Here is an 18706-nt window from a genome sequence, read left to right on the forward strand (position 1 = left end):
ACTCGGACAACTGCCGTGCCAGACAACTCGCTCCCCACCTTCACCTGCTTTGATGGCCATCACCGTGTGGCCACCGGGACTATCCAGCTTGCAGCACACACGTTGAAAAGGCTGCAGATCGAAGCCGTACCGGGCCCGTTGCTGGTATTCGACGATACGACGGGGCGCACGATCGATATCGATACCCGTGGCAGCGACGAGCAAATGCTGGCGCACCTCATGCCGCATGTTCCCGCTTCTGCCAACAAGGAAACGGATACCTCCACAGCGCTCGATGAAGTCGCACCGACCGACGCTCGCGGCCGTGGTCGCCCCAGGCTCGGCGTCGTCGCCAAGGAGGTGACGCTATTGCCCCGGCATTGGGAATGGCTGGGGGCGCAACCAGGCGGCGCGTCCGTCGCCTTGCGCAAGCTGGTGGAAGAGGCGCGGCGCACCGGCGTGGAGAAGGAACACATGCGTCTGGCACACGAACGGGCCTACAACTTCATGTCCGCCATTGCCGGCGACTTCGCCGGCTTCGAAGAAGCAAGCCGGGCGTTGTTTGCGAACGACAGGCAGAAATTCGACAGCATCACGGCCGGCTGGCCTGCCGATGTGCGCCATCACGCCGTGTTACTCGGCTTTGGCGAGCCGATGCGATAACGATCCAGGGAACGGACTCGGGATAGCAAACGACTCGGCGACTAGTCGTAGACCTTGCCGCTGTAAAGCAGCATGGCGCAGCGTTTCCACGGCGAGGCATCGCGCAGGCCTTGGGTGCGACCAAGCTGGGTGGTCTCGCCCCAGGTCAGCGCCGCCTCGAGAAAGGCGGCGATGCCTTGGGCCTGCCAGCCGGTATTCTCGCCCTGCTCCTGGACCAGGCGGTCCGCATGCAGGGCGGCAACGAAGGCAAGGAAACTCGCCTCATCGGTGACAGCTTGCAGCTGGTCATACAGCGTTGCGCTCATGCTTGCTCCTGCAGTGAGGGCGGCGTGCGCTGCCATTCGCGCCAGAAGTCGATCAGGCAGCGCAACTTGGCCGGCAGTTGCCGCCGCGAAGGGTAATAGAGGTAGAAGCCCGGCCAAGTCGGGCAGGCCGCCTGCAACACCGGGATCAGCCGCCCCTGCGCCACTGCCGCTTCGACCAGACCGGAAAACGTGTAGGCTAAACCAAAGCCGTGTTCGGCGAGCCAGGGCATGGAGGCGCTATCGCTGACGGTGAGCGGCCCGTCGATCTCCACTTCCACCTCGCGCCCGTTGCGCAGCAGTTCCCAGCGATAGATGGCGCCGGTGGACTGAAAGCGGTAGCGGATGCAGCGATGCTGCCGCAGATCCTCGATGCGGCGGGGTGGCACATGCTGCGCGAAATAACCTGGGCTGCCGACGATGGCGACCTGCTGCGTCGCCATCAGCGGCATGGCCACCATATCCCCCTCGACCGATTCGCCGAGCCGGATGCCCGCATCGAAGCCCTGCGCTGCGATATCGACAAAACGATCCTCCTGGCTCAACTCCAGCCGGATCTGCGGATAACGCGCCATGAATTCGCGCAACCCTTCCGCCAGCAGCGGCAGCGTGCTGCGTGGCAAGGTCAGGCGCAGTGTGCCAGCTGGTTGATCACGAAACTCATCGAGTGCCACGCCAGCCGCCAGCACGTCGGCCATCGCCGGCGCCACCTGCGCATAGTAGCGCTCGCCCGCCTCAGTCAGCCCCACACTGCGGGTGGTTCGATGCAAGAGGCGCACGCCCAGCCGCGCCTCCAGCGATTTCACCGCCAGGCTGACCGCCGGTGGCGTCACCTCCAGCTGTGCCGCCGCCGCGGTGAAGCTGCGCTTTTGCGCCACGGTGACAAAAGCGACGATGCCATCGAGTTGATCCAGCCTCATTGATAAACACCGCTTAACAAGTTGAGAAGATTATGGCCATTTTTCCTCACAGTGTGGCGAACTAAGCTGCGCAGGTGTTCCAGCCCATCCAACTTTCCAGGAGCAACACCATGGCCATCGATCGTTACTACACCCTGGGCCGCACTGGCCTGCGCGTCAGCCGCCTCTCGCTCGGCGTCATGACTTTCGGCACCGAATGGGGCTGGGGGTCGGACAAGGCCGCAGCACAGCGTGTGTTCGATCTCTACCTCGATGCCGGCGGCAATTTCTTCGATACCGCCGATGCCTACACCAACGGCACCAGTGAATCCTGGCTCGGCGAATTCGTCGCCGCCCGCCAGGCACGCGATCAGGTGGTGCTGGCCAGCAAGTTCACCTTCAACCTGGGCGAGCGCAATGCGAACGGCGGCGGTAACGGTCGCAAGAACATCCTGCGCGCGGTGGAGGGCTCGCTGAAACGGCTCGGCACCGATTACCTCGATGTCTATTACCTGCATGCCTGGGATCAGATCACCCCGGCCGAGGAGGTAATCCGCACGCTGGACGACCTGGTCCGCTCGGGCAAAGTACGCCATATCGGTCTGTCGGATGTGCCAGCCTGGTACGCCGCGCGGATGCAGACACTGGCGGAATGGCGCGGTTACGAGCCGATTGCCGCGCTGCAGCTGCAATATTCGCTGGTGGAACGCAACCTCGAGCACGAATACACCCGGCTCGCTACCGAATTGGGCATGGGCATCACCGTGTGGAGCCCGCTGGCAAGCGGCCTCCTCTCGGGCAAGTATCGGCCCGGTGCGATTCCTGAAGGGCGACTCGCCGTGATGCAGGGCAACGGCAACCCGGCATTCCAGCACCTGACCGAGCGCAACTGGGCCATCGTTGCCAAGCTGGAGCAGGTGGCCAACGAGATCGACCGACCGATGAACCAGGTGGCGCTCAACTGGGTGGCCAACCGCCCTGGCATTGCCAGCGTGATCGCCGGAGCAAGCAAACCCGAGCAACTGCAATCGAACCTGCAGGCACTCGATTTCACGCTGCCAGCCGAGCTTGTCGCACGGCTCGACGCGATCAGCGCCCCCAACGTGCCCTTCCCTTACTACTTCTTCACCAATGCCATGCAAGGCATGATCTACGGCGGCGCCACGGTGGGTGACAAACCGGAAGGCTATCGCGCACCGGTGCTGGTGAGCGGCTCCGGCAGCGGCGTGAGCTGAAGCCATCGCCTCCAAGTAAAAACGGCACCGCTCACGCGGTGCCGTTTTATCGATGCCGACGTGGATTACAGCGCGGCAACCACGGCGTCGCCCATTGCCGAGCAGCTCACCTTCTCGGTGCCCGCCTCGTAGATGTCGGCCGTACGCAGGCCACGGGCCAGCACCGCCTTCACGGCGTTCTCCACCCGCACCGCCCGTGCCTCGTCGTTCAGGCTGTAACGCAGCAGCATCGCCAGCGACAGGATGGTCGCCAGCGGGTTGGCCACATCCTTGCCGGCGATATCGGGCGCCGAACCATGGCTGGGTTCGTACAGGCCCTTGTTGTTGGCGTCGAGCGACGCACTCGGCAACATACCGATCGAGCCGGTCAGCATCGAGGCCTCGTCCGACAGGATGTCACCGAAGATATTGCCGGTAACCATCACATCGAACTGCTTGGGCGCGCGCACCAGCTGCATTGCGGCGTTGTCGACGTACATATGACTGAGCTCGACGTCCGGGTATTCCTTCGCAACGTCGGTGACGATCTCCTTCCAGAACTCGGTGGTTTCCAGCACGTTGGCCTTGTCGACCGAGCACAGTTTCTTGCCACGCTTTTGTGCCGCCTGGAAAGCCACATGCGCAATGCGACGGATTTCCGATTCGGCGTAGAGCATGGTGTTGAAGCCTTCGCGCTCGCCGTTGTCGTTGACGCGCACGCCGCGCGGCTGGCCAAAATAGATGTCGCCGGTCAGTTCACGCACGATCAGGATATCGAGCCCGCTGACCACTTCCGGCTTCAGCGTCGAGGCATTGGCCAGTTCAGGGTAGAGAATGGCCGGGCGCAGATTGGCAAACAGGCCCAAATCCTTGCGGATGGCCAACAGGCCACGCTCCGGGCGCAGCGGCCGGTCGAGCTTGTCATACTGCGGACCGCCCACGGCGCCCAAGAGGATGGCATCGGCTTCACGCGCCAGCTTCTGGGTGAACTCCGGGTACGGCGCGCCATACGCGTCATAAGCTGCGCCGCCGAGCGGCGCTTCGCTGATCTCAACGGCCAGGCCTTCGGCAATCAGCTGGTTCAACACTTTCTTGGCTTGGGCGACGATTTCCGGGCCGATACCATCGCCGGGAAGAATAAGGACTTTCATAACTTATCTCTTAAATTGGAAATTCAATTGCACTAGTGACGGGGCTTTATTGCACCAAGGTCACCTCGCATTCGTAGCGCCTACCCGCAGAATTGCTCTGAACCGTCTTCGCAGATGTAATCACATTACGGTTGCGATCAATCACGATGGAAAACGCCAGCCTGATCGGATCATTGTGGCCATACAAACTATGCCCTTCCTCACGGCCCTTGGCCGAAATAGAGGTGATGGCGCCATTGTCCGAACGCTGGGTATAGCTGAGGCTCATCGCTACCTCTTCGCCATCCTTGCCCATAATCCTGCGTTTGTAGTCCGCCCTTCCGCTGCCGGCTTCAGACAAGACACGTGCGACATCAAGAACCCGATCACCCTGGCTCACGTCCGTCATTGCACCAAGCAAGCAATCGTGCACATCGGCACCGGAATTGATCAGGCTCCAACCGGTGCCATTCGGTCGCAATTTCACCTCGCCCTTGCTGTTACCCAAAGCACGAACTCGATAGCGGATCTCTGCAGAAGGCGACAACGTTGGAACAGGCGAAGGCGTGACCGTCGCCACTACGGCCTTCGTTGTCGGCTGCGGGACCACACTAGGCACAGGCGGTGGTGCAACGGCTGCTGCAGGCCGTTGCAAACGCGCAAGTTTGATCTTTGCCAGTTCGGAGTACACACCATCCGGATAGCGCTCCAGATAGGCACGAAACTCGGCCTCATCCTTGCTATCTTTGATCGTCTCCCAAAACAAGATCTGCGCCTCTTCCGAATCCCCTACACGTGAGGACTTTGGAGCGGCATAGCTGGACGTGACGAGACACAATCCGGCAAAAATTGCGATCAACGCTCTCAACACGCGCTCGAATGCAAACTTCATTCCGATATTCCACCAACACAGAACACTGCCTGAATGTTTAAGAGCAGCAGACATGATAAAAGAGGGGCAAGCCCCTCTTTACGAGATCAAGCACAGCTGAGTTTAGGGCTGGCTCTTGTATTCAACGTCGCAATCGGTCATCACGATCACGCGCGGGTGGGTTTGCAGCAGGGAGGCTGGCACCTGGGTGGTGATCGGGCCATTCAACGTACGGTCAAGGATCTCGGCCTTTTCCTGGCCCTTCACCACCAGCAGGATCGCGCGCGCCTGCATGATGGAGCCCATGCCCATGGTTACGGCGTGGGTCGGTACTTCGTCGATGCTGTTGAAGAAGCGCTTGTTCGCCTCGCGCGTCTCGGCCTTGAGCGTGACCTGATAAGTGAAGCGCGACAGCTCGGTATCCGGCTCGTTGAAACCGATATGGCCATTGTGGCCGATACCCAGCAGTTGCAGATCCACAGGACCTTGCTGGTACATCAGCTCATCGTAGCGACGGCATTCGGCGTCGACATCAGCGGCGTTGCCATTGGGCACATGGGTGTTTTCGGCCTTGATATCGATATGGTCGAACAGGTTGCGCTGCATGAAGGCGCGATAGCTTTCCGGGTGCGTTACCGGCAGGCCGACGTATTCATCGAGGTTGAAGGTGCGGGCTTCCTTGAAGCTCACGAGACCGGCCTGATAGGTCTTGACGATTTCCTTGTACAACCCGACCGGAGTGCCACCGGTGGCCATGCCGAGCACGGCATTGGGTTTGCTGCGCACCACCGAAATGATGAGGTCGGCGGCGGCGCGGTCGAGATCGCTTTGGTTCTTGAATTTATGCAGGATCATGTCTTGTACGCTTTCCAGGCTGGCTAGGTAATAAACCTTATTAGTATAAATGGGCTTGGGCAAGGCCGGTTGACCTTGCCCAAGAAACCGCTGGCTCGCCTTATTGGACGAACAGCCAGGGCTGCCGATCGCGATGCGCGGCTTCGAATGTCTTGATCTCGTCCGCGTGCTGCAAGGTCAAGCCGATCTCATCAAGGCCATTGAGCAGGCAATGCTTGCGATGGGCGGTGATGTCAAAACCGAACGATGCACCGGATGGCGTCATCACAGTCTGCGTAGCCAGATCGACGTTGAGCCGGTAGCCATCGTTCGCCGCACACTCGTTGAACAGCTGGTCGACCACTGCCGCGTCGAGCACGATGGGTAGCAGACCGTTCTTGAAGCAGTTGTTGAAGAAGATATCGGCAAAGCTCGGCGCGATCACGACGCGGAAACCGTAGTCGTCGATGGCCCACGGCGCGTGCTCGCGCGAAGAGCCGCAGCCAAAGTTCTCCCGTGCAAGCAGCACCTGCGCACCGGCATAGCGCGGGAAATTCAGCACGAACTCCGGATTGATCGGCCGGCCACTGTTGTCCATGCCCGGCTCGCCATGATCCAGATAGCGCCACTCGTCGAACAGGTTGGGCCCGAAGCCCGAGCGCTTGATCGACTTGAGGAATTGCTTGGGAATGATGGCATCGGTGTCGACGTTGGCCCGGTCGAGCGGACAGACAATGCCGTTGAGTTGGGTGAATGCTTTCATCTGTTTGCCTTTATTTCGCCGACTTTTCTTCGATCTGGTCGCCCAGTTTTTTGAGATCCTTGCCAAAACCGTTGACCGTGTTGCAGCCCGGCAGCGCTGCCAATGCGGCACACGCGGCCAGAATCAGGGCAAAACGCCTCATCGTCGTGCTCCTATTGCCATTGGCGCACGTCGACGAAATGACCTGCAATCGCCGCCGCCGCCGCCATCGCCGGACTGACCAAGTGAGTGCGACCACCCTGCCCTTGCCGGCCTTCGAAGTTGCGGTTGCTGGTCGAGGCACACCGCTCGCCCGGCTCCAGCCGGTCGGCATTCATCGCCAGGCACATCGAGCAACCCGGCTCGCGCCATTCGAAGCCAGCCTCGGTGAACACCTTGTCGAGGCCTTCGGCTTCGGCCTGCGCCTTCACCAGGCCAGAGCCCGGCACCACCAATGCCAATTTCACGTTGTCCGCTTTCTTGCGGCCGCGGGCAATCGCCGCCGCAGCGCGCAAGTCCTCGATCCGGCTATTGGTACAGGAGCCGATGAACACCTTGTCGATGGCGATCTCGGTGATCGGCGTCTCGGCAGTAAGGCCCATGTACTGCAACGCGCGCTCGGCGCTGTTCTTCTTCACCGCGTCGGATTCGGCTACCGGGTTCGGCACACGGGCACCTACCGCCACCACCTGCTCCGGGCTGGTACCCCAGGTGACCTGCGGCTCGATCTCGCTGGCAGCGAGCTCAACCACGGCATCGAATGTTGCGCCCTCGTCCGAGACCAGTGTCTTCCAGTACGCAACGGCGGCATCCCACGTCGCACCGGTCGGCGCAAATGGGCGGCCTTGCACATAGTCGATGGTGGTCTGGTCGACCGCCACCATGCCGGCACGGGCACCGGCCTCGATTGCCATATTGCACAGCGTCATCCGGCCTTCCATCGACAGCGAACGGATGGCGCTGCCGCCGAACTCGACCGCATAGCCGGTACCACCGGCGGTGCCGATCTTGCCGATGATGGCGAGCGCGACATCCTTGGCGGTGACGCCGTTGCCAAGCTTGCCTTCCACTTTGATCAGCATGGCCTTGGACTTCTTGGCAACCAGTGTCTGCGTGGCCAGCACATGCTCCACTTCGGAAGTGCCGATGCCATGAGCCAAGGCGCCGAAGGCACCATGGGTGGAGGTGTGACTGTCACCGCACACCACCGTCATGCCTGGCAGGGTGGCACCGTTTTCCGGGCCGACCACGTGCACGATGCCCTGTTTCTTGTCCTTGAACGGGAAATAGGCCAAGGCACCGAAGAACTTGATGTTGGCATCCAGCGTTTCCACCTGCTGGCGCGAGATTGGATCCTTGATGCCTTCGTCCCAGTGATCGGTCGGCGTATTGTGATCGGCCGTAGCCACCACCGAACTGACGCGCCACGGCTGGCGCTGCGCCAAGCGCAAGCCTTCGAACGCCTGCGGACTCGTGACCTCGTGGATCAGGTGGCGATCGATATAGATCAGACAGGTGCCGTCTTCTTCCTGACGCACCACATGCGAATTCCAGAGTTTGTCGTACAGCGTTTGCGCGCTCATGGCCGGTTTCCGTAGCTGAAAAGGGCGAGGTGCCTATGGGATGCGAGATTATGCGCAACGTGCCACGACAACAAGACCAGTGTTTATACTGGTATCAATAGTAATTGGTAACAGGATAATCGGATCATCCATGCCCACCATCCGCCGCAAGGAACTCGGTGATTTCCTCGCCGCTCAACGTCGCAAATGCGAGCCGGCCGCCTTCGGCTTTCCAGCAGGCATGCGGCGCCGTACTACCGGGTTGCGGCGCGAGGAAGTGGCACAACTCGCCGATATCAGCCCCACCTGGTATGCCTGGATCGAACAGGGGCGTGATATCAATGTGTCCAGCGATGCGCTCGACCGACTGGCCACCGCCCTGCGGCTCGACCGCACCCAGCGTGCCTACCTGTTCGAGCTCGCCGGTCGGGTGGATATTCGCGCCGTGCCATCCGAGCAGAGCCTGCCCACACCCTTGTTCGAGCAATTACTGGGCGACATCCACACGCCGGCCTACGTGCTCGGGCGCTTATGGGAAGTGGTGGCGTTCAATGCCCCGGCGGCCCAGCTATTCACCGGCTGGCTGGATCAGGATGGCCCGCACAACCTGCTCGACTACGTCTTCCTCAATCCCAGCGCCCGCGAGCTGGTCGAGGATTGGGAGGCACGGGCGCGGCGACTGGTTGCCGAGTTCCGTGCCGACCGCCGCAGTCACCTCGACGATCCGGCATTGCAGGAATTCGTTGCACGCCTGGCCGCAGCGAGCACACCGTTTGCCGAATTCTGGCGCCGCCACGACGTGCTCGAACGCCAGGGCGGGCTACGTGGCTTCAACCACCCCACGCTCGGCCAGCTCAGCTATCAGCAGCTCACCTTCCGCCTGGTCGACCATGAGGAGCTCAAGCTGGTGGTGCTGACCCGCGCTGGCTGACTCAGGAGTCGACATGCTGGCAGAATCCCCACCGCTATCGTTCACCGGGAAATCAGCCATGCGTACCTTTATCGCCCTGTTGCTCGCCGTTTGCGGCTCACCAGCAGTCGCCACGGATTGCCGCAACGTCGCTGATGAGCTCGCCACCCGCTACCGTTTGGACGGCAAGGAATTGACCGAGGTATTGCAAACGCTGGCTCGCGAACAGCGGCTGCCGGCGCACTTTGTCACCAAACAGCAGGCACGCAAGGCAGGCTGGCAACCGGGCCAGGATTTGTGGCGGGTGCTGCCCCGCCACAGCATCGGCGGCGACCGCTTTGGCAATCGCGAACGACGGCTACCGGCCGGGGAATATCGCGAAGCCGATCTCGACTACAAGGGCGGCAGGCGCAACGCCAAACGCCTCGTCTACCAACCAACGGGGCGTCGCTACCTGACCGTCGATCACTACGAGCGCTTCTTCGAGATTCCCGCCTGCCGTTGATGGCGCGAATCGCGTTACAGTAGCCCTGCCGGGCCATAGGCACCGGTCACAAAACGACAAGGAGGATGGAACATGGCTGAACCTCGCCGCGTGGTGCTGAACAACATCCGCAGCATGAACGATATCTACGACCAGTTGGCGCGCCAGCTGGATTTCCCGGCCGACTTCGGCCGCAACCTCGACGCCCTGCACGATGTGTTGACCGGCAGCCTGGAAGGTCCGGTGCAAATCGTCTGGCGCGGTTGTGTACAGACACTGCCATTATTGGGCCAGCAGCAGTTCGAGGCGCTGCTCGCCACCTTTAACGATGTGGCCGGCGAGCGCAGTGATATCGAGGTGATGATCGGCTAAGCCAACGCAAAACGCGCAACAGAAGTTGCGCGTTTTCACTTACTCGCCTTTCGAATCACACCGATAAACACATGTCTTATCAGGCACCGGGGAGCTTCTACGCCCGGTGTGCTTTTCTAGCTGCGCCATGCCGATCTCCTGCGGCAGCAAGGGGCGCCAGTTTCGTCCCCGTCGATATCCGTGCGCAAGTTCGATGAACGCGGCAGTTTGCGCTTGAGCCAGCGAGAGATGATTGGCCCCGCCTGCGACGGTTGGATGCGCAAGCTGCAAATCATCATCCTCCCAACCACAGACGGGGCAGATCGTGTAGCAGCCATAGGCTTCCTCGAACGTCAGAAAGCCGCAACACGGGCACGGCAATTCGAGCAAAATGGCCCTCAGCTTTCCTTCAATGATTCGATCAGCGCCAGCTCTTCCTCGCTGAAACCCGCCGCGCGCCGCGCCGGATAGTTGAGTCGCCCCTTGAGCCGAGGCGCTTCGTGCTCGCGCAGCAAACGCACGAACGTGGCAATGGGATCAAGACCGCGCAAGGTACAGCAGTAGTGGTACCAGCGATTGCCTACCCGCACGTGGCCTACTTCGTCTCGCAGGATTACATCGAGGATTTCGCAGGCGCGTGCATCGCCCGACTGCTTGAGCTTCTCGCGGATGCCCGGCGTGACATCCAGCCCGCGCGCCTCCAGGATGCGCGGCACCAGCGCCATGCGCACCATCACGTCGCCATCGGTCTTGACCGCCATCTCCCACAGACCGTTGTGCGCGGGAAAATCGCCATAGCGATAACCCATGCCGTAAAGGTGCTCGACCAACAGCGAAAAATGCAAAGCCTCCTCACGCGCGACCTGTAGCCAGTCACGGTAATACTCGTCCGGCATGCCCGCAAAGCGATAGATCGCATCAAGCGCCAGGTTGATCGCATTGAACTCGATGTGGGCGATGGCGTGCAGCAAGGCGGCACGACCTTCGATAGCCGTCGCATTGCGCTGCACCAACGCGGATGGCGCCACCAGCTCCGGCAGCTCCGGCCGGCCGGGAATCGGCACGGCCACCACATCGAGCTCGGTTTCCACAGGCGCCTGCGGCGCAATGGCCGCAACCATTGCCAGCTTGGACGCCGGATCATCCTGCATCAATGCGCTGCAGGCTGCTGCACGCAAGCCCGGCGCGAATGCCAAATCGATAGAAGTTCCCATGGGATGAGGTGCTGTTTACGTTTTTGCTGTGGGAATAGTCACGTGTGATTGACCTGTTCGCCCCGATAAGATGGCGGCATACGTTGTCACGCGCGGACCGGGAGCGTCCCGGATTGTAGCTGCAGCGGCAACACCCAGGAGTAAAGCCACATGACCGAAGAAACCCTCAACCCCCGCGAAATCCGCCGTCGTCTCGGCCTCAACCAGCAACAATTCTGGGGCCGCATCGGCGTGACCCAGAGTGGTGGCTCCCGTTACGAGAGCGGTCGCGCCATGCCCAAGCCGGTGCGCGAACTGCTGCGTGTGGTGCATGTCGAGGAAATCGACCTCGCCGACCTCACTCGAGAGGACATGCGCATTCTGCAGTACCTGCGCAAGCAGAAGCCGGAGCTCTACGAGACACTCAAGGCCGCCGCCCGTGAACAGGGCCATCCGGTGGAGAAAAGCGCCGCTGCCGGCAGCTACGCCCGCCAAGCCTGATCAGATAGAGCCGCATCATCGCGGCTCTTTCTTCATCTGCTACGCACCAGCCTAAAGGCTGAGCCTGACCGGCATGCCAGTCGCCTCGATCCTGGTTGCCAGTGCCTGCATCCATTCTGCGGGCGCCGGTGCCAATTCGGCCGCCTCTGGCTGCATCGACGGTCGCGCCAAGCCATAGAGCAACACCCCTTGGATCGCGACACCGCTCTCGCGCTGTTTTGCGAGAAATGCCAGATAGTCCGAGAGCTCAGATTCATCGGGCAGCCGGCCTTGCTGGGCAAACATGCAAGTCTGTAGCCAAGTCGGACAGGATGCAGCAGCGGCCGAGAGATTGCGTTCTACCGCCGTGCGTGACATCTGGACTTGATTGACCGACGAAAAGCCGTCCTTAGGCGCGCGATCAAGCTTGAACCACACCTCCCCACCAAACCCGCGCATCGCGGCCAATGCCTGCTGTACCCTGGGTTTGGCCACCTGGCTGCCATTGGTGATCAGTACCACCTTGATCTGACCAGTCAACGCGAAGCGGGCCAGCATCTGGCCGACAATCTCTACCGCGTCCGTAAACTCCGAAGCCATGGTTGGCTCGCCGTTGCCGGAAAATGCAATGTCATTCAGGCGCCGAGCGCCTTCAGGCACGCGCCGCTGCATAAAGTCGCCGTAGACCACATCGTGCAACATCGTATCCAGCTCGCCAGCCAGCTGATCGAGATCGATCGGTGGCGGGCCACCACGCTGCAGGTCCGGCACCTGGCAATACACGCAGCGCCAGTTACAGGCGTTGTTGGGGTTGAGGTTGATGCCGATCGATACGCCACCAGCCCGGCGTGATATCACCGGATAGACATAGGTAAAGCCAGCAGCATCGCGCGCGTGGTCCTCCACGCGCAACAGGGTCTTACTTGCCATGCGCGGGCGTTCTCACCAGCAATACCGGCACGACTGTCGACCGCATCACGCCTTCGGCCACGCTGCCAAGCAGCAGGTGCGTCAGCCCGCCAAAGCCGTGGGTGCCCATCGCGATCAGCTCGGCATTCCATTTCTTGGCGTCTTCGACGATGGTGTGCGCGAGATTGCCGCCCCAGGCCTCAAGCAGCTCCTGCTCGGGCGCCAGTCCCGCTGCACGCAGCGCCTCGGCGTGGCGCTCCAGCAGCTGTTTGCCGGAATTGCGCAAGGCCTCCTGCAATTGCGGCACATCAAGGAATTCGTTGGCACTCCAGGCGAACTGGGCCAGATCGATCACGTGGACGAGCCGGATCACGGCGCGCTGTTCGCAGGCAAATCGCGTGGCTTCCTGCACGGCAGCGGCGCTGGTCTCGCTGTCGTCGACCGGAACGAGGATGCGCTGGTACATGGCAATCTCCCAGATGGCGATACCTGCAGTCTAGCAGATGCCCCAGGCGGGCCACGCAGCCAAGGCGCGCCGCAGCCGGTAATATCGGCGTTTTTGCGCCCCATCAAACCCATGCCCCGGATCAAGCTCGCCCTGCCCGCGCGCAGCGATTACACCCTTTCGCTCACAGTCCGTGCCACCGATCTCAACTATGGTGGTCACGTCGGCAACGATCGCCTCCTGGCCTACCTGCAGGAGGCAAGGCTTGGCTTCCTGAACGAGTTCGGCCTGAGCGAGCTCGGCAGCGACGACCATCCTGGCATCATTCTGGCCGATGCCACCGTCAGCTTTCTTGGCGAGGCCTTCTTCGGCCAGGCACTTGTGATCGATGTGTGTGTCCAGGAACGGGTCCGCTCCCAGTTCGAGCTGCACTACGGCATCAGGGAAATCGCGGACGGCAAGCCGGTGGCTGCAGCGAAGACGACCTGTCTGTTTTTCGATTACCATAGCCGCAAGATCGCATCGGCCCCGAGCCAAGTCGCGGCGCAATGGGATGCACTCATCGCCGCGTCAGCCCAAGAGAAGGACAGCCCCCAATGAAAAAATACGCCAATAACAGCCCCGAAGCGCTGGCCCGCATCCTGGTTCTGCAGATGATGTGCGATGGTAGTTTCGACCCCGAAGAAATCGACGAGCTGGAGCACCTGCGCGTCTACGAAGCGCTCGACATCAGCCGCAAGGGCTTCATCCAGGTGCTGCACGACTACTGCAACGACCTCTCCGACGAAGCCGACGAGGCCGGCAATATCCGGCTGATCGACCGCGAACGTATCGAGGCGCTGCTGGATACAGTGGACGAGCCGAAGAAGCGTTTGCAGGTCGCCGCCATTGCGCTCGACCTCGCCAAGAGCGATAACGATTTCAACGATGCCGAACTTGCGGTGTTCCGCCACATGCTGCACTACTGGCACCTGCAGCTGGAAGATCTGCAAGCCGCGTTCGCCGCCTGAGGACCGGTTCGGGCCGTTCAAGCCGGCCCGCCCCACGCCGATATAACAGCACAGCCCGCAGCACAGCGGGCGTTGGAGACACGGCATGGCCACATCGCACGGGTTTCACAGCGCGCTCGAGCGCACATTGCTGCCCACGCTTGCCCGCAAGTTCGCCTTCCTCTACCTGTTCGTGCTGCCCCCGCTGGTACTGGCGTTGATCGCCCACGCCAGCGCGGCACCAACCACCGTCATCACTTGGGCTTGGATCATCACGGTCGGTAGCGCGGTGCTGGTTACCGTGCAGATCGGTTACTTTCATTTCTGGATCACCCGTCCGGTCAACCGGGTCACCAAGGCATTCGAAAAAGCGGCCAGCGGCGAAGGGGACCTGTCGAGCAATGTGCCAGTCACCACCAGCGACGAAATCGCCGCACTCGGCCATGCGTGCAATGCCTTCCTTGCCAAGCAGCGCGACATCATCGCCAGCGTACAGTCGATGACTGTGGGCATCGCGCTCGAGGCGGCCAAGTCGATGAAGAACATCCGCGACTCGGCCACCTCCACTCACCAACAGGACCAGCTGGCGCAGAAGGTCGTCGACGCCAGCAACACCACCACGGTGGGCATCAACGATGTGTCGCATCGTACCCAGGCGATCTCCAGCACCACCGCGCAGAACCTGGAAATGGCGCACGGCAGCTATGCCGAGCTGCAGGACGTGACCAAGCGCATCAACGCGATCACCGGCAAGATCGAAACCTTCAACCGCACTGTCGAAGGCCTGAACCAGCGCTCCTCCAGCATCAAAAGCATCGTCGACCTGATCCGTGAGATCTCAGGCCAGACCAATCTGCTGGCGCTGAACGCCGCGATCGAGGCGGCGCGCGCCGGTGAAGCAGGCCGTGGCTTCGCCGTGGTGGCCGACGAAGTGCGCAAGCTCGCCGAGAAAGTCGGAGTCGCCACCGACGAGATTTCGTCCGACATCGAGAACATGCTGTCGCAAGTGTCGGAAACGCAGCAGGAAACCCAGCAGATCACGCACGATGCCAAACTCACGCACGAGGTCGTCGAGAAGGCATCCGGCCAGTTCGCGCGGATGATGGGCGATTTCGAGCGCACCAGCCAGGCGCTGACTGACATTGCCAGCACGCTGGAACGCTTCACCGAAGCCAACAACGTGGTCAATGCCAACGTCGCCGAGATCCACCAGCTGTCGCTGGCGGTGAACGAGCGCATGGCCAAATCCGCGGAATCGTCGCAGGACCTGTCGCTCTCGGCCGAGCGGGTGCAGGAGCTCATCGGCCGCTACATCGTCGGTCAGGGCGAGCTCGATGCCACCATCCAGCTCGCCGGTAAGGTCCGCGACGAGGTACAGACCAAGCTGGAAGCGATGCTCAAGCGTGGCGTCAACGTCTTCGACCGCAACTACCAGCCGGTGCCGAACACGCAGCCGCAGAAGTACCGGACCTGCTACGTGGCCGAGTTCGAGCGTGAAATGCAACCGCTCTACGACCGGCTGGCCAAGGAAGCCATTGGCGGCAAGTTCTCACTGGCGGTCGATGTGAATGGCTATGGCGCCACCCACAACAGCTGGTATTCGAAGGCGCCGACTGGCGACAAGGCCGTCGACTTGGTCAATAGCCGCAATATGCGGCTGTTCAACGATCCGGCCGGCTCACGCGCTGCGCAAGTGCGTCAGCGCTTCCTGATCCAGACCTATCTGCGCGACACCGGCGAGATCATGACCGAGCTTGACCTGCCGATCACCGTCGATGGCAAGGCATGGGGCGGGCTACGGCTGGGCTTCGATGCGAACGCGATGATCAAGAATTGATGTCTGGACCATGCAAACGACAACGCCACCTTGCGGTGGCGTTGTCGTTTGATGGAATCAGTGGAACAGATATTGGTAGCGTACGTTCAGCATCTGTTCGCTTTTACGGATTAGGGTGCGTAGCAACTGTTTCATGACCAACATCTCCATGTAGTTTTATTACACAACCATGATAACAATGGCAAACCGAGGCATGGCGTGAAAACTCGCTATTTCATAAATGCACTATTTGCACTTCATGGGTTTGTAGTTTGACTACAAAAAAATCCAGCTTTCCCGCCATCACCGCGCCGAATGCAAGGGTGCTGATTCTCGGCAGCCTGCCGGGCGAAGCCTCACTCGCCGCCGGCCACTACTACGCGCACCCGCGCAACGCGTTCTGGCCTATCGTCAGCCAACTGCTCGGCATCGATCTGCTCGCACTTGATTGGCCTGTTCGCTATACGGCGTTACAAAAGCATGGCATCGCCTTGTGGGATGTCGTCGGCCGGGCTGAGCGTGCAGGCAGCCTTGATGCAGCATTGCGCAACGTCGCTGCCAATCCACTGGGCCAGCTGGTGGCGACGCTGCCCGAGTTGCGCTGCGTCGCATTTAACGGCGGTACAGCCGCTCGCATCGGTCAGCGCCAACTGCTTGATCATCCAGTCGCCAAGCTGGCATTGCCGTCGACCAGTCCGGCGCATACGCTGCCATTCGCCAGCAAGTTCGCAAGCTGGTCAGCGCTTAGCGACTACCTGCGCTGATCACTGCCGCGTGGCATCATCCACCCTTCCCTCGTCCAGACCTTCGCCATGACCGCGTCCCGCTCCATCCTGATTACCGGCTGTTCCAGTGGCATCGGCCTGCATGCAGCACAGACATTGCGGGATGGCGGCTGGCAGGTCTACGCCACCGCGCGCAAGCCTGAGGATGTGGCGCAACTGATCGAACAAGGTTTCACCGCAACCGCGCTCGACATCGCCGACGACGACTCGATTGCCGCCGCGATCATCTGGCTGGAGACACGCACCGGCGGCAAGCTCGATGCGCTGTTCAACAACGCCGGCTTCGGCGTGCCGGGTGCCGTCGAGGACCTGAACCGCGCGGCGATCCGCCATCAGTTCGAAACCAATGTCTTCGGCACGATGGCGGTGACCAATGCGCTGCTGCCATGGATGCGCCGGCAGGGCCATGGCCGCGTGCTGGTGAACAGCTCCGTGCTGGGTTTCGCTGCCATGCCAATGCGCGGTGCCTACAACGCCAGCAAGTACGCGCTGGAAGGCTTCTGCGACACGTTGCGGCTGGAGCTCGCCGGCAGCAACATCCACGTGGTACTGATCGAGCCAGGTCCCATCGCCAGCCGATTCCGGCTCAATGCCGCACGCGAGTTCGCCACCTGGGTGGCGCCTTTCCAGAAGGGGCGCAATGCGGCGCTATACGAGGCCATACATGCGCGCTTGGCCAAGGAAGGCCCAACGACCGCATTCACGCTCGGCCCAGAGGCCACCAGTGCCGCCGTCGTTGCGGCCTTGGAGAGCCGGCATCCCAAGGCTCGCTACCAAGTGACTGCACCGACCAAGGCATTCTGGTATCTGAAACGGCTGCTGCCTACCCGCTGGCTGGATGCGTTGCTGCTGAAAGCAGGCGCTTGAAAGCGCCGTCATCAATCCGACACCGCTTCGTCATTCCCCTGGCATGGGCGCTTGCTAGCGTTGCGCGCTTCCTTCCCAGAAGCCGGAGCATCGCATGCGCGCAAACCTTTCCGTCCTGGCCGCAACGGCCCTGACCATCATCGCCACGGCCCCCAGCCTCGCGGCCAGCCACGACGAGCTTGCCTACCGTCATGCCCCGGTACACTACCAGGACACCGACAACAGCGACTACGCATCGGAATACCTGACCGCCTTCGATTACGACGGCGACTGGAATGGCGCCAATAACTGGGATCGCCGCGGTAACGGCCTCTGGCCAGCCACCGTTTACTACTCGGTGGTGGAAAGCTGCAGCCACCATTTCATCAGCTACGCCTTCTATCATCCGCGGGACTGGTCCGACACAGCGTTCGACAACGAGCACGAGAACGACCTGGAAGGCGCCATCATCGCTGTGCGCAAGGACGGCTCCACCTGGGGCCGGGTCGAGGGCATGATCACCGTATTCCATAACGATTTCTACGCCTACACACCTGTTGGCAGTCCACTCGTCAATGGCAACGAATCCATCGACGGCACACTGTCACTCGAGCAGCATAATGGCGTGCCCCGCCCTAAAACGGCACAGGAAGCCAAGGGGCACGGCCTCAAGGCCTGGCCGTACATCACGAATTTCACCGGTGCGGCCAACCAGGATGGCGTGATCTATTATCCGACCCAAGGCAACCCCGAAGTACCGGCCTCCGGCAATGACCGCGCAGTGGCATATCGACTGGTCAGCATGTTCGCTCCAGGCGGCCTCTGGCCCCGCGCCTTGCAGGAAGCCGGCCTGCCAGCAGCCCAGGCTCAAACCTATGCCAGCTGGGGCAGCTTCAAGGGAGATGGCAGTGGCGGCTGCGGCTCGGGTCTGAAAAGCTGCAGCAACAACGCCGCCAATGCCCCCTGGGGCTGGGATGACCGCGACGATGGCGCCAGCTACCGCGGCGAATTCGCACTCGATCCGGCGCGCCTGTTCGCGCACTACTTCAAGGGTGCTTCGTTCAGCCAGCAATATCCCAACAACCGCTTCCTCAGCGAACTGCGGGCAGCAGGGTGGAGCAGCGCACACCTACCGGCAGGGTTTGATGGCAAGCTCAATCTTGACGCCGCCCATGCCCGCCTGATCCAGCGTTGCGAGTGATCGAGCGATGAGGAGAACCGCTACCTTATCTAGCCACCCTCAGGGATGATCCACCTCTATGCAGCTCGGCGAAAGCATCGCTGCGTTCTCACTCCCTGTCA

The 18706-nt window shown here is 61.5% G+C and carries 24 protein-coding genes; 12 read left to right on the top strand and 12 right to left on the bottom strand.

Annotation, left to right across the window (positions count from 1 at the left end; genetic code table 11):
• Positions 1-15: 15 nt before the first annotated feature.
• Positions 16-642 carry a DUF2239 family protein gene (locus FLM21_RS12680; RefSeq protein ID WP_148715912.1) on the top strand — a complete coding sequence of 209 codons (627 nt, stop codon included), beginning with the start codon at positions 16-18 and terminating at the stop codon, positions 640-642.
• Between the two features lie 41 nt (positions 643-683).
• Here the strand turns inward: FLM21_RS12680 and FLM21_RS12685 are convergent, their stop codons facing one another.
• Together FLM21_RS12685 and FLM21_RS12690 are read right to left on the bottom strand one after the other, a co-directional pair.
• The gene (locus FLM21_RS12685) at positions 684-947 is read right to left on the bottom strand and encodes a hypothetical protein (protein ID WP_148715913.1); all 264 of its coding nucleotides are present in this window, start codon (positions 945-947) and stop codon (positions 684-686) included.
• The gene (locus FLM21_RS12690; protein WP_148715914.1) at positions 944-1864 is read right to left on the bottom strand and encodes a LysR family transcriptional regulator; all 921 of its coding nucleotides are present in this window, start codon (positions 1862-1864) and stop codon (positions 944-946) included. The genes FLM21_RS12685 and FLM21_RS12690 overlap by 4 nt, the downstream gene beginning before the upstream one ends.
• Positions 1865-1974: 110 nt before the next feature.
• Here FLM21_RS12690 and FLM21_RS12695 point away from each other — a divergent pair, with 110 nt between their 5' ends.
• Complete coding sequence (locus FLM21_RS12695; RefSeq protein ID WP_148715915.1) at positions 1975-3078, top strand: aldo/keto reductase; 1104 nt, start codon at positions 1975-1977, stop codon at positions 3076-3078.
• Positions 3079-3143: 65 nt separating this feature from the next.
• On the opposite strand, the gene leuB is transcribed toward FLM21_RS12695, so the two are convergent.
• From leuB to leuC, 6 genes are all read right to left on the bottom strand, one after another.
• Positions 3144-4208, bottom strand: a complete 1065-nt coding sequence (gene leuB, locus FLM21_RS12700; protein WP_148715916.1) for a 3-isopropylmalate dehydrogenase — start codon at positions 4206-4208, stop codon at positions 3144-3146.
• A 46-nt stretch (positions 4209-4254) separates the two neighbouring features.
• Positions 4255-5079, bottom strand: coding sequence for a hypothetical protein (locus FLM21_RS12705; RefSeq protein ID WP_148715917.1), 825 nt, complete (start codon positions 5077-5079; stop codon positions 4255-4257).
• 102 nt (positions 5080-5181) lie between these two features.
• Entirely contained in the window at positions 5182-5913 is a 732-nt protein-coding gene (nagB, locus tag FLM21_RS12710; RefSeq protein ID WP_148715918.1) for a glucosamine-6-phosphate deaminase, read from the bottom strand.
• Between the two features lie 100 nt (positions 5914-6013).
• Positions 6014-6655: a 3-isopropylmalate dehydratase small subunit gene (gene leuD, locus FLM21_RS12715; protein WP_148715919.1), complete on the bottom strand. Its 642-nt coding sequence runs from the start codon at positions 6653-6655 to the stop codon at positions 6014-6016.
• Between the two features lie 10 nt (positions 6656-6665).
• Complete coding sequence (locus tag FLM21_RS12720; protein ID WP_148715920.1) at positions 6666-6797, bottom strand: entericidin A/B family lipoprotein; 132 nt, start codon at positions 6795-6797, stop codon at positions 6666-6668.
• A gap of 10 nt (positions 6798-6807) precedes the next feature.
• A complete protein-coding gene (gene leuC, locus FLM21_RS12725) occupies positions 6808-8217 on the bottom strand; it encodes a 3-isopropylmalate dehydratase large subunit (protein WP_148715921.1) in 1410 nt (469 codons plus the stop codon).
• A 130-nt stretch (positions 8218-8347) separates the two neighbouring features.
• Between leuC and FLM21_RS12730 the strand changes: the two genes are divergently transcribed.
• The 3 genes from FLM21_RS12730 (at position 8348) to FLM21_RS12740 (ending at position 9962) form a co-directional block, all read left to right on the top strand.
• On the top strand, positions 8348-9127 hold the full coding sequence (locus FLM21_RS12730; RefSeq protein ID WP_148715922.1) for a helix-turn-helix transcriptional regulator: 780 nt from the start codon (positions 8348-8350) through the stop codon (positions 9125-9127).
• 58 nt (positions 9128-9185) lie between these two features.
• A complete protein-coding gene (locus FLM21_RS12735; RefSeq protein ID WP_148715923.1) occupies positions 9186-9611 on the top strand; it encodes a ribonuclease domain-containing protein in 426 nt (141 codons plus the stop codon).
• Positions 9612-9683: 72 nt separating this feature from the next.
• Positions 9684-9962: a barstar family protein gene (locus FLM21_RS12740; RefSeq protein WP_148715924.1), complete on the top strand. Its 279-nt coding sequence runs from the start codon at positions 9684-9686 to the stop codon at positions 9960-9962.
• 39 nt (positions 9963-10001) lie between these two features.
• Here the strand turns inward: FLM21_RS12740 and FLM21_RS21710 are convergent, their stop codons facing one another.
• Entirely contained in the window at positions 10002-10331 is a 330-nt protein-coding gene (locus FLM21_RS21710) for a CPCC family cysteine-rich protein (RefSeq protein WP_148715925.1), read from the bottom strand.
• Between the two features lie 8 nt (positions 10332-10339).
• Positions 10340-11092 carry a ferritin-like domain-containing protein gene (locus FLM21_RS12750; RefSeq protein ID WP_246120722.1) on the bottom strand — a complete coding sequence of 251 codons (753 nt, stop codon included), beginning with the start codon at positions 11090-11092 and terminating at the stop codon, positions 10340-10342.
• A gap of 213 nt (positions 11093-11305) precedes the next feature.
• Between FLM21_RS12750 and FLM21_RS12755 the strand changes: the two genes are divergently transcribed.
• Complete coding sequence (locus FLM21_RS12755) at positions 11306-11635, top strand: helix-turn-helix domain-containing protein (RefSeq protein ID WP_148715927.1); 330 nt, start codon at positions 11306-11308, stop codon at positions 11633-11635.
• Positions 11636-11686: 51 nt separating this feature from the next.
• Here the strand turns inward: FLM21_RS12755 and FLM21_RS12760 are convergent, their stop codons facing one another.
• The gene (locus FLM21_RS12760; protein ID WP_187359889.1) at positions 11687-12544 is read right to left on the bottom strand and encodes a radical SAM protein; all 858 of its coding nucleotides are present in this window, start codon (positions 12542-12544) and stop codon (positions 11687-11689) included.
• On the bottom strand, positions 12534-12989 hold the full coding sequence (locus tag FLM21_RS12765) for a universal stress protein (RefSeq protein ID WP_148715928.1): 456 nt from the start codon (positions 12987-12989) through the stop codon (positions 12534-12536). The genes FLM21_RS12760 and FLM21_RS12765 overlap by 11 nt, the downstream gene beginning before the upstream one ends.
• Positions 12990-13100: 111 nt before the next feature.
• Between FLM21_RS12765 and FLM21_RS12770 the strand changes: the two genes are divergently transcribed.
• The 6 genes from FLM21_RS12770 to FLM21_RS12795 all read left to right on the top strand — a co-directional run bounded on the left by FLM21_RS12770 (position 13101) and on the right by FLM21_RS12795 (position 18605).
• Entirely contained in the window at positions 13101-13568 is a 468-nt protein-coding gene (locus tag FLM21_RS12770) for an acyl-CoA thioesterase (RefSeq protein WP_148715929.1), read from the top strand.
• A complete protein-coding gene (locus FLM21_RS12775) occupies positions 13565-13978 on the top strand; it encodes a tellurite resistance TerB family protein (protein ID WP_148715930.1) in 414 nt (137 codons plus the stop codon). The genes FLM21_RS12770 and FLM21_RS12775 overlap by 4 nt, the downstream gene beginning before the upstream one ends.
• Before the next feature lie 85 nt (positions 13979-14063).
• Positions 14064-15794: a methyl-accepting chemotaxis protein gene (locus tag FLM21_RS12780; RefSeq protein ID WP_148715931.1), complete on the top strand. Its 1731-nt coding sequence runs from the start codon at positions 14064-14066 to the stop codon at positions 15792-15794.
• A 251-nt stretch (positions 15795-16045) separates the two neighbouring features.
• The gene (locus FLM21_RS12785; protein ID WP_148715932.1) at positions 16046-16537 is read left to right on the top strand and encodes a DNA-deoxyinosine glycosylase; all 492 of its coding nucleotides are present in this window, start codon (positions 16046-16048) and stop codon (positions 16535-16537) included.
• A 48-nt stretch (positions 16538-16585) separates the two neighbouring features.
• Positions 16586-17425, top strand: a complete 840-nt coding sequence (locus tag FLM21_RS12790) for an SDR family NAD(P)-dependent oxidoreductase (protein ID WP_148715933.1) — start codon at positions 16586-16588, stop codon at positions 17423-17425.
• Positions 17426-17519: 94 nt separating this feature from the next.
• The gene (locus FLM21_RS12795) at positions 17520-18605 is read left to right on the top strand and encodes a hypothetical protein (protein ID WP_148715934.1); all 1086 of its coding nucleotides are present in this window, start codon (positions 17520-17522) and stop codon (positions 18603-18605) included.
• The last annotated feature ends 101 nt before the right edge of the window (positions 18606-18706 follow it).

Source organism: Chitinolyticbacter meiyuanensis (assembly GCF_008033135.1).
GTDB lineage: Bacteria > Pseudomonadota > Gammaproteobacteria > Burkholderiales > Chitinibacteraceae > Chitinolyticbacter > Chitinolyticbacter meiyuanensis.